The organism is Candidatus Frankia nodulisporulans, assembly GCF_902806475.1.
In the GTDB taxonomy this organism is placed as follows: Bacteria; Actinomycetota; Actinomycetes; order Frankiales; family Frankiaceae; genus Frankia; species Frankia umida.
Window position 1 is genome coordinate 1 of record NZ_CADCWS010000164.1, and the last position, 9,839, is coordinate 9,839.

A 9,839-nucleotide genomic window follows, 5' to 3' on the forward strand; every position below is an offset into this window, starting at 1 on the left:
AGCACCCGGGCGACGGCCTCGTCGGCGTCGGTCGCGCCGGTGACGACGTCCACGATGAACAGCACGGCGTCGGCGGTGTCCAGCGCGGCGCGGGCCTGCTCGGAGACCTGGGCGGCGAGACCGGACGCGTCCGGCTCCCAGCCGCCGGTGTCGACCAGGGTGAACCGGCGGCCGTTCCAGGTCGCGTCGTAGGCGATGCGGTCACGGGTGACCCCGGGAACGTCCTCCACGACGGCGGCGCGTCGACCGAGGACCCGGTTGACCAGCGTCGACTTGCCAACATTGGGCCGGCCGACGACGGCGACGATCGGCTGCCCCAGTGCCGGCCCACCGAACTCGCCGTCGTCACCGTCGGCGAACCCGACCAGTTCGGCCGCCTCGGCCAGCCAGCCGGCCTGTTCCGACCCGCTCAGCGCCTCGCCGCCGCCCCGCGCACCGCTGTCACTCTGCGCACCGCTGCCGCCGTGCGTCGCTTTACCGCGCATCCGGCCGTCCAGTTCGTTCGTCACTGTCATCGTCTCGTCACTGGCATTGCTGCCATACCTGTCGTCAGAGCCGGTGATCCTCGATGATCACACGGTGGAGCCGCCGTGGGTGGCACGGGCGGTCTCGAGATGGTCCAGCAGGCGTACCCGGATGTCCTCGGCGACGGCGGCCAGCGCCCGACGCGAACGGGGGTTCGCCGGCACCTCCACCTCGAACGGCTTGCCGAACACCACCCGCACCCGCACCGACCGGCGCGGCCAGCGCGCGCCCTTGGGCAGCGCCTGAGCGGTGTTGAGACAGGCCACTGGCAGCACCCGGCAGCGCCCGTGGACCGCGAGGTAGGCGATGCCATGCTGGACGGCGGCCATCTCACCACTGCCGCGGGTACCTTCGGGGAACACGCCAATGGCACCGCCTCGGGAGAGCTCATCGAGTGCGGTGTGCAGGGCATCCCGATCAGGACGGCCGCGGTCAATCGGGATCTGCCCGCTGAACAGCAGCATCCGGCCGACGATCCGAGTGTACATCTCGGACTTCACCAGACAGCGCACGGTCCGTGGCGCCTCGATCACGACCAGCGGGCCGTCCAGCCAGCTGCTGTGGTTACCGGCGAAGATCAGCGGCTCGCCGTGCGGGACGTTCTCCACACCCTCGAGGTTGACCCGCATGACCAGCCGGTTGAGCACCGCACGGACCCCGGGTTTGAGCAGCCGATGCGGCCGGTCGCTGTAGACCGGCGACTGCGCCCCCCGGTGCGCCGCGGCACGGCCGGCGCTACCGGCGCTGGTTCCAGTGCCGGTGCCTGTGTCTGTGACGGCGCTGGTGCTCGGCGCGGGATCGGGGGCGGGGAGAGGATCAGCGGTCATGACACCGCATTGGTCGACCGGCCCACGGGGGCCGACTGGCCTACGGCGGTCGACTGGCCGCAGTGGCGCAGGACCTCCTCGACCACCTCGGGGACGCCCATCGTCGTCGAGTCGAGCACGATCGCGCCGTCGGGGACGGCCAGCGGGTCGGCGGCGCGGGTGCTGTCGAGAACGTCGCGGCGGTCGAGTTCGGCCAGGGTGCGGGCGACGTCGTCCACGCCCTTCTCACCGAGCTGACGGGACCGGCGCAACGCCCTGACCTCGGTCGACGCGGTCAGGAACACCTTGATCTCGGCGTCGGGGGCGACCACGGAGCCGATGTCACGGCCCTCGACCACGATCCCGCCGACCGCGCCGGCCGCCTCGATGATCTGGCGCTGCTGGGCGACGAGACGGCCACGCACGGCGGCCACGGCGGCGATCGCGCTGACCGCGTTGGTGACCGCCCGGGTGCGGATCTCCGCGTCGACCCGGGTGCCGTCGACGGCGATCGTCGGGGCGTCGGGGTCGACACCCACCGAGATCACCGCCCGTTCGGAGAGCTCACCGACGGCGGCGGCGTCCTCGATGTCGATGCGCTGCTCCAACGCGAGCTGGGTGAGCGCGCGGTACATCGCGCCGGTGTCGAGGTAGCGCAGGCCGAGGCGACGCGCGAGTTCGCGGGCCACGGTGCTCTTACCCGACCCGCCGGGGCCGTCGACCGCGACGACCAGCCCCTGTCCCGACGAAATGGCCGCCTGCTGCGTCGCGTCGTCGGCGCTCGCGCCGGTGGAAAACGCAGACCCGTGGTCGGGCTCCACCCGATTCCTCCGTCCCGGATACGTGCGGATGATCGGGTCGCGTCCGTCGCGTCCGTCGCGTGCGACCCGGATCAGGCTACTCGGTGCCACTTCAGGATCGTCGGTATGCCGTCCATCCGGTGTTTACCAGCCGGTGGACGACCTCGTCGGTGACCGTCGGATCCACAGCGAGCTCGACGATGCCGGCGGGGGCGTCCAGGCTGTGTTCGAACGGGCCCACATCCTCGATGTTGACACCCCAGTCGCTGATCAGGCCGACGATCGCGGCAAGCTGACCGGGCCGGTCGTCGAGCACGACCCCCACCCAGCCCCACTCGCGCACGGTGGCACCGGCCTTACGAGGCAGCCGGGCCCGTCCCGCGTGGCCGTCCCGCATCAGCGCGGTGATGGCGGTGGCGACCTGGGCCGCGTCGCCCGCCTCGAGGACGTCGGCGAGGGCGACGAGCGCACCGCCGAGCGACCGGACCCGGCGTCCGATCGGCTCCCGGTTGCCCTCGATGATGCCGGCCCACAACGCCGCGTCGCTGTCGGCCAGGCGGGTGGTGTCCCGGAAGCCCTGGCCAGCCAGCGGCACGTCGTGCGCGTCGAGTCCGGTCAGCTCCCCGGCCAGCACGCTGGCGAGTAGCTGCGGGACGTGGGAGACCGTCGCCATCGCCTCGTCGTGACGGTCGGGGGTGGTGCGCACCGGTGTCGCGCCGCAGGCCAGCGCGACCGCGGTGGTGGCCGCCAGGGCCGCGTCGACGGTCTGCGGCAGTGGGCACACCGCCCAGACCCGTTCGGCGAACAGGTCTGGGCGCGCGGAGACGGCGCCGTGGCGTTCCCGGCCGGCGATCGGATGCGCCGGACACCACGACGACAGGTCGCCGCCGAGGCGGACACCGTCCTCGACAGGCCGGACCTTCACGCTGCCCGCGTCGCTGACGGTGTCGGCCAGACCGCCGAGCAGCAGTTCGTGCACCTGCCAGGCGATCGTGGGCAACGGGGTGGCGACGACGGCGTGCTCGACCCGCTCCCCCGCCCAGCGTCGCCCCGCCCCCATCTTCTCGGCGATGGTGACCTGGACGTCCTCGGTGTCACGCAACAGCACCTCGACGCCCTGCGCGGCCAGGGCCAGGCCGATGCTCGTGCCGATCAGCCCGGTACCGACGATCCCGACCCGGCGCGGCATCGATGCCAGGTCCGTGGCCGTCGACAACGCCGTGGTCGGCCCCACCCTGCCGGTGGGGCCGACCACGGTGGACGGTTCGGCTGGGCTCACAGTCCGACGTCGCGGTAGAGCGCGCCGACCTCACCACGACTGAGGTGCCGCGGCCGGCCGGCGCGCAGCGTCCCGAGGGTGACCGGGCCCAGCTGGGTGCGAACCAGCCGGTGCACCGGGTAGCCGACGGCCTCGAGCATCCGGCGCACGATGCGCGTGCGTCCCTCGTGGATGACGACCTCGATCATGACCCGCCCGTTGGCGTTGTCGACGACACGCACCGAGTCGGCGCGGGCCGGACCGTCCTCCAGCTCGACGCCGGCACGCAGCGTGCGCGGAACCTCACGGCGCATCGGCCCGGACGCCTCGACCAGGTAGGTCTTGGCCACCTCGAAGGACGGATGGGTCAGCCGGTGGGCGAGCTCCCCGTCGTTGGTGACCAGCAGCAGTCCCTCGCTGTCGGCGTCGAGGCGGCCGACGTGGAACAGCCCCGGTCCGAACTCGGTGAGCAGGCCGGCGACGGTCGGGCGACCACGGTCGTCCGACATGGTGCTGAGCACCCCGCGCGGCTTGTTCAACGCCAGGTGGATGAGCCCGCTGCGGGTGACGACGCGCACGCCGTCGACCTCGATGATGGCCGTCTCCGGGTCGACGCGCCGTCCCTGCTCGCGCACGACCGCCCCGTCGACGCGGACCCGACCCTCGTCGATCATCTCCTCGCTGGCCCGCCGGGAACCCACTCCCGCCGCCGCCAGGACCTTCTGCAACCGAATGCCCTCGGACGCGGCATCGCCCAGCCGGCCACGGCTGCCGCCGCCGCTCACCGGGGCCTCACGCCGCACGGCGGCGTCCCGACCGACCGGCACGTCACGCCGCACTGGTGCGTCACGACGAGCGGGGACATCCCGACTACCGGATGCCTCCCGGCGAGGCGGTGCGTCCCGACGGAAGGGCGCACCCCGACCAGCGGGAGCGTCCCGACGGACGGGCGCGTCCCGACGAGCAGGCGCGTCCCCACGGGCGGGAGCGTCCCGGTAGGCGGGCGCGCCCCGGCGGACGGGCGCGTCTCCACGGCTGGGAGCGTCCCGACGGGCAGGCGCCTCCCGACGGGCAGGCGCCTCCCGACGAGCGGATGCGTCTCCGCGGCCGGGTGCGTCACGGCGGGTGGCCTGCCGGCGGGGAGCGGAGCTTTCACGGCTGACAACGGCGCCTTCACGGCGGGTGTCAGGTTCTTCACGGTGTGACAAAGTCATCCAGATCGTCGAGTCCTGGGAGCAGGGGGGCCAGCGGGGGCAGCTCCTCGAGGCTGCGTAGGCCCATCCGTTCCAGGAAGTAGTCGGTCGTGCCGTAGAGGATCGCACCCGTATCCGGGTCGTGCCCCACTTCCTCGACCAGCCTACGGGCGGTCAGGGTACGGATGACGCCGTCGGCGGAGACCCCGCGCACCGCACCGATCCGTCCACGGCTGACCGGCTGCTGGTAGGCGACGACGGCGAGGGTCTCCAGCGCCGCCTGGCTCAGCCGCGCCGGCTGGCCGGCCAGCACGAAACCCTCGACCCAGGGGGCGCACTCGTCGGCGGTGTAGAACCGCCAGCCGGCGCCGACGTGACGCAGCCGGAACCCGCGTCCGTCGTGCGCGTAGGACTCGGCGAGCTGCGGCAGCAGGCGTTCGATCTCCCGTGCGGACGCCCCGAGCCCGGTGGCGAGTTCGGCGACACCGACCGGTTGTTCGGCGACCATCAGCACCGCCTCCAGCAGCGCGGCCAGCGGTGGCCGTTCGCCCCGCGGCACCCGCGGCGACGCCTGCGGCTGGGTTGGTGAGGTCGGCTGCGGTGGCACCGGGTGCGCGGGCGGCGGCGGGGTCACGAGGCCTCCTTGTGCGCGTCGTCGTCGTCGGAATCGGGATGCGGGTCGTCGTCCCCGTACGAGGCGTCGTCCCCGTACAGGCCACGACCGACGGCGTACAGATCGGCGGCCACGTCGTCGGCGGCGATCCAACGCACGGTGAGCTCCCCGAGGGGAACCTCCTGGTCGAAGGACACCCGCCCCTCCCGAAACAGCTCGAGCAGAGCGAGGAACCGCGCCACGACCTCGATCGTCTGGCGGCAGCCGGCGCACAGGGTGCGGAACTCCGCGGTACCGAGTTCCCGCAGCAGACCGATGATAGCGATCATGTGCTCTCGGACGCTGACCCGGGGCAGATGGACGTGGTCCGTCGCGACCAGCGGTGGCAGCGGTGGCTCCCGCAGCCGGGCGGCCAGCGCCGCGAGCTCGCTGGGACCGATGCCGATCTGTACCTCGGGCAACGCGTCGGCGTAGCGGGACTCCAGCGCCACCGCCCTGGGCACGTGCCGGGCCTCCAGCGCCATCAGACCCGCGAACAGCGCCGAGGCCTCCTTGTACGCCCGGTACTGCAACAGCCGTGCGAACAGCAGGTCACGGGCCTCGAGCAGGGCGAGGTCCTCCGCCTCGTCCTCGGAGAGGGCGCCGGGCAGCAGCCGGGCGGCCTTGAGGTCGAGCAACGTGGCGGCGATGACCAGGAACTCGGTGGCCTGACCCAGGTCGAACCGGTCGCCCAGCCGTCGCAGATGCGCGACGAACTCGTCGGTGACCTGGGAGAGCGCCACCTCGGTGACGTCCAGCCGGTGCTTGGCGATGAGGGAGAGCAGCAGGTCGAACGGCCCGGAGAAGTTGGCGAGCTCGACCACGAACGGTTCCGGTGCCCCGCCCCGCGCCGTGATCATCGGCTTCTTCGCCGCCGCGGCGCCGGCCGACTCACCCACACCCTCGGACGCGCCGGCGGCGCCCGTGGCCTGTGTGGCAGCGCGGGAGGGGGTCATACGGCAACGCTACGCCTGGCCATCCAGGCATGATCGACCGACTCGGTGGCCCGTCCCGCCCGGTACGCAGGACGTCCGCCCCGGTGCGCACCGCCGTCCACCCGGGTGCGCGGCGACCCCGCCGGTGCGCGCTCCGGCGCGGGACGACCAGGCCAGGCGCGGGCGGGACAGCCCCGGGCCGGGTCAGACCAGGTGCAGGCCGATGAGCGAGCCGAGGCCGCGCAGCAGCGGACCGACGAGCTGGCCGACCACGGACGGGAACCCGGGGAACAGCGCCGGCAGCAACAGCAGCGCCAGCAGGATCACCAGGCCGATGTTGCCGTCGGTGAGCCGGTAGTGGGTGTTGCGCCAGCCCTCGGAGGTACCGCCGAGCAGGAACACCAGCCGGCCGCCGTCGGTCGGCGGGACGGGGATGAGACTGATGATGAACATCGAGGCGAACGTCACCGCGAGCCACAGGGTGAACTCGGCGGCGAAGCTGTTCACGACCGTCGCCTCGATGACCCGATCGCCGAGGTCGATCGACGCGCGGTCGCTGACCAGGCCGAACAGCGCCAGCGAGCCGAGCGCGAGCAGCAGGTAGGCCAACGGCCCGGCGAGGATCGCCGCCGCCACGTGGAAGCGCCGACGCCGCCACACGTCGTTCATCGGCACCGACTCCGCCCAGCCGTGTCCGACGATGAACACGGCCAGCCCGCTGAACGGGGTCAGCCGTGTCTTCACGCTGGCGGTCAGCCGCCCGGCCCGCATCGGGGTGGGGTCGCGCACCAGCCGGGCGGTGAGCACCTGGGCGGCGTCGTGCACGAACACTCCGATCGCGAAGGCCACCAGCAGGGCGAGCAGGACCGCCGGTTCGGCGAGATGGAACAGCACCGTGTCACCTTTTCACGTACGTCCCGGTCCGGACGCCCCGGCGCCCGACTCAGCAGATGGCGGGCGGGGTGTGGTGACGGACCATCACTTCCCGGGCCAGGCGTCGGTATCCCGCGGCCCCGACCGACGTCGGGGCGTAGGTGGTGATCGGCTCGCCGGCCACCGTCGTCTCCGGGAAGCGCACCGTCCGGTTGATCACCGTGTGGAAGACCTCGGCGGGGAACCGTTCGACGACCCGGGCGAGCACCTCGCGGGCGTGCAGGGTGCGCGCGTCGTACATGGTGGCGAGGATGCCGGCGACCTCCAGACGCGAGTTGAGCCGCTCGCGGACCTTGTCGATCGTCTGGAGCAGCAGCGCCACCCCGCGCAGCGCGAAGTACTCGCACTCCAACGGGACGATCACGGCGTCGGCGGCGGTGAGCGCGTTCACCGTGAGCAGGCCCAGCGAGGGCTGGCAGTCGACCAGGATGACGTCGTACTCGTCCAGGATGGGGGCCAGCGCCCGGGCCAGCGAGTGCTCCCGGCCCACCTCGGTGACCAGCAGCACCTCGGCCGCCGACAGGTCGATGTTGCTCGGCAGCAGATCGAGCCGATCGACCTGCGTCTCGACGATGACCTCCCGGACGTCGCTCGCCCCACCGAGCAGCAGATCGTGCACGGTCAGGTCGAACTGCATCGGGTTGATGCCGAGCCCGACCGACAGCGCCCCCTGCGGGTCGAAGTCGACGAGCAGGACACGACGGCCGTACTCGGCCAGCGCCGCACCCAGGTTGATCGTGCTCGTCGTCTTGCCGACCCCGCCCTTCTGGTTGCACATGGCCACGATCCAGGCCGGGCCATGGGACGTCAGCGGTGCCGGAATCGGGAAGGACGGCAGTGGTCGACCGGTCGGGCCGGGCTCGCCGACCCCGTCGTCCAGACTCTCGCCGCCGGTCTCGAGCTTCCCCTCCTCGGACAGTCGGGGTTCACCGACAGTCACCTCGCCATAGGACAAGCGGATGGGGGGATCGACGGACGGGGCGTCGGTGGAAGGGACCACGGAGGGGTTGCTCCTTCTACAAAGAGCAGAAACGGACCGGTTGGAGCGTACCGACCCGGACCCGCTCCAGGGGTTCCTGGGTGGCCATGAGACGGCGTGTCGCGTGATGGGCGGCGTGTGCGCGTTGCCACGGGCACCTGTGGTGAAACCCGAATCAGGTACCCGGTGTAACTGGTGAGATGCAATCTGACCTGCATGTCCCGATGTCACCGCCCGTGAGCGCTAGCACCGTCCCGGCGCCACCGCCGCCGCGCCGCCGCCGTGTACTGCGACCTCCGGGCCGGTCCGCGGCGCACTCCCGGTGGCCCCGGCAGTGGCCCGTATGGGGCGGTCGGCCCAGCCCTTCCCGCGGCCCCTGCTGACCGTGCCCCCTCCCGCCGCCACACTCATCCCCGTCCCACTCGTTCACTGCGCGTTCCGCCACGCCACGGAGCTACCCCGTTTGGGGGCCGTCAGGGCGCGGTAACCGACCGGAGATCGCATCCGGACGGGCGGGGCGGGGCGAGTCACCAGTTCGGCGGATACGGTCTGGCCACGGGGACCGCCAGCGCGGGCCGACCGGACGGGCGCAGCGCGCCACCCGACACCGGCCATCCCCGCGGAGCGGAGCGCTCCGGGTTCGGAGCCAGGTTCGGGGTGAAGGAGCAGGCGGCATGACCGGCAGTGCGAACCTCCGGGTGGACCGCGTCATCACACGTGGCGGGTTCACCCTGGACGGCCAGACCTTCATGGTCGACAACAACGTCTGGCTGGTCGGCGACGATGACGAGGTCCTCGTGATCGACGCGGCCCACGATCCGTCCGTGATCGCCGCCGCCGTCGGTGGCCGCACCGTCACCGGCATCGTCGCCACGCACGGCCACAACGACCACATCAACGCCGCCGCCGAACTCGCCGACCTGGTCCGGGCCCCGATCGCCCTGCACCCCGCGGACGACGAACTGTGGCGCATGGTCTACCCGCGCCGACCCCCCGACCGTGCCCTGGCCGACAACCAGATCCTCACCCTGCCCGGCGGCGGCGTCCTGCAGGTCCTGCACACCCCCGGCCACTCCCCCGGCGGTGTCTGCCTCTACGGCCAGCTGCAGAACAGCCCAGTCCTGTTCAGCGGCGACACCCTGTTCCGCGGCGGCCCGGGCGCCACCGGACGCTCCTTCTCCGACTTCCCGACCATCCTCACCTCGATCCGCAGCCGCCTGCTCACCCTCCCGGCGGCCACCATCGTCCACACCGGCCACGGCGACGACACCACCATCGGCGAGGAAGCGCTGGACGTCGACGACTGGGCCCGCCGCGGCCACTGACAGCCGGTTCGGGATTCGTCCACCGGGGTCCGGCCAGGGAAACCAGCTCGGGGCCGGTGGACGCGCCCGTACGCAACCGTCAGGGGCGACCGTCAGCGGTGGCTGTCAGCGGGACCGTCAGAGGCGACCGGCGGTGTGATGCCGGTCCTTGTCGTGGTGATGGGCGCTGCCCGGGCCGCGGGCGGCCCACAGCGGAGCGACCGCGAAGATGAGACCGACCGCGACACCGACCTGGAGAACGTGCCGGATCCAGTCGATACCGCCGGTGTGCCGGACCCCGATCGCGCTGGCGATGAGGTTACCGACGAGCGCGCCGACGATACCGACGGCGACGGTGAGCCACAGCGGGATGTCCTGCCGTCCCCGCACGAGCAGACGAGCCAGCACGCCGATCACAAGACCGGCGAAGACTATCCAGATGACTTGGAACATC

11 protein-coding genes are annotated in these 9,839 nt (G+C 72.3%); 1 reads left to right on the forward strand and 10 read right to left on the reverse strand.

From position 1 onward, the window contains the following. From G6R24_RS14420 to G6R24_RS14460, 9 genes are all read right to left on the reverse strand, one after another. Positions 1-515: GTPase (locus G6R24_RS14420; protein ID WP_225438534.1), on the reverse strand; the 515-nt coding region annotated here is incomplete at its 3' end. A 57-nt stretch (positions 516-572) separates the two neighbouring features. After that, on the reverse strand, positions 573-1,352 hold the full coding sequence (locus tag G6R24_RS14425) for a lysophospholipid acyltransferase family protein (RefSeq protein ID WP_163549768.1): 780 nt from the start codon (positions 1,350-1,352) through the stop codon (positions 573-575). After that, entirely contained in the window at positions 1,349-2,152 is an 804-nt protein-coding gene (gene cmk / locus G6R24_RS14430) for a (d)CMP kinase (protein ID WP_163549769.1), read from the reverse strand. The genes G6R24_RS14425 and cmk overlap by 4 nt, the downstream gene beginning before the upstream one ends. Positions 2,153-2,243: 91 nt before the next feature. Further along, entirely contained in the window at positions 2,244-3,320 is a 1,077-nt protein-coding gene (locus G6R24_RS14435; RefSeq protein WP_163549776.1) for a prephenate dehydrogenase/arogenate dehydrogenase family protein, read from the reverse strand. Positions 3,321-3,406: 86 nt separating this feature from the next. Next, complete coding sequence (locus G6R24_RS14440) at positions 3,407-4,192, reverse strand: pseudouridine synthase (protein ID WP_225438535.1); 786 nt, start codon at positions 4,190-4,192, stop codon at positions 3,407-3,409. A gap of 391 nt (positions 4,193-4,583) precedes the next feature. Beyond that, on the reverse strand, positions 4,584-5,216 hold the full coding sequence (gene scpB, locus G6R24_RS14445; RefSeq protein ID WP_391530236.1) for an SMC-Scp complex subunit ScpB: 633 nt from the start codon (positions 5,214-5,216) through the stop codon (positions 4,584-4,586). Beyond that, positions 5,213-6,190 carry a segregation and condensation protein A gene (locus tag G6R24_RS14450; protein ID WP_163549770.1) on the reverse strand — a complete coding sequence of 326 codons (978 nt, stop codon included), beginning with the start codon at positions 6,188-6,190 and terminating at the stop codon, positions 5,213-5,215. Before G6R24_RS14450 ends, scpB begins: the two co-directional genes overlap by 4 nt. 183 nt (positions 6,191-6,373) lie before the next feature. Continuing rightward, a complete protein-coding gene (locus tag G6R24_RS14455; RefSeq protein WP_163549771.1) occupies positions 6,374-7,063 on the reverse strand; it encodes a M50 family metallopeptidase in 690 nt (229 codons plus the stop codon). Positions 7,064-7,112: 49 nt separating this feature from the next. Further along, complete coding sequence (locus tag G6R24_RS14460) at positions 7,113-8,102, reverse strand: ParA family protein (RefSeq protein ID WP_163549772.1); 990 nt, start codon at positions 8,100-8,102, stop codon at positions 7,113-7,115. A gap of 653 nt (positions 8,103-8,755) precedes the next feature. Here G6R24_RS14460 and G6R24_RS14465 point away from each other — a divergent pair. Then, on the forward strand, positions 8,756-9,406 hold the full coding sequence (locus tag G6R24_RS14465) for an MBL fold metallo-hydrolase (protein WP_163549773.1): 651 nt from the start codon (positions 8,756-8,758) through the stop codon (positions 9,404-9,406). Between the two features lie 117 nt (positions 9,407-9,523). Here the strand turns inward: G6R24_RS14465 and G6R24_RS14470 are convergent, their stop codons facing one another. After that, the gene (locus G6R24_RS14470) at positions 9,524-9,838 is read right to left on the reverse strand and encodes a GlsB/YeaQ/YmgE family stress response membrane protein (protein ID WP_163549774.1); all 315 of its coding nucleotides are present in this window, start codon (positions 9,836-9,838) and stop codon (positions 9,524-9,526) included. Position 9,839 lies beyond the last annotated feature (1 nt).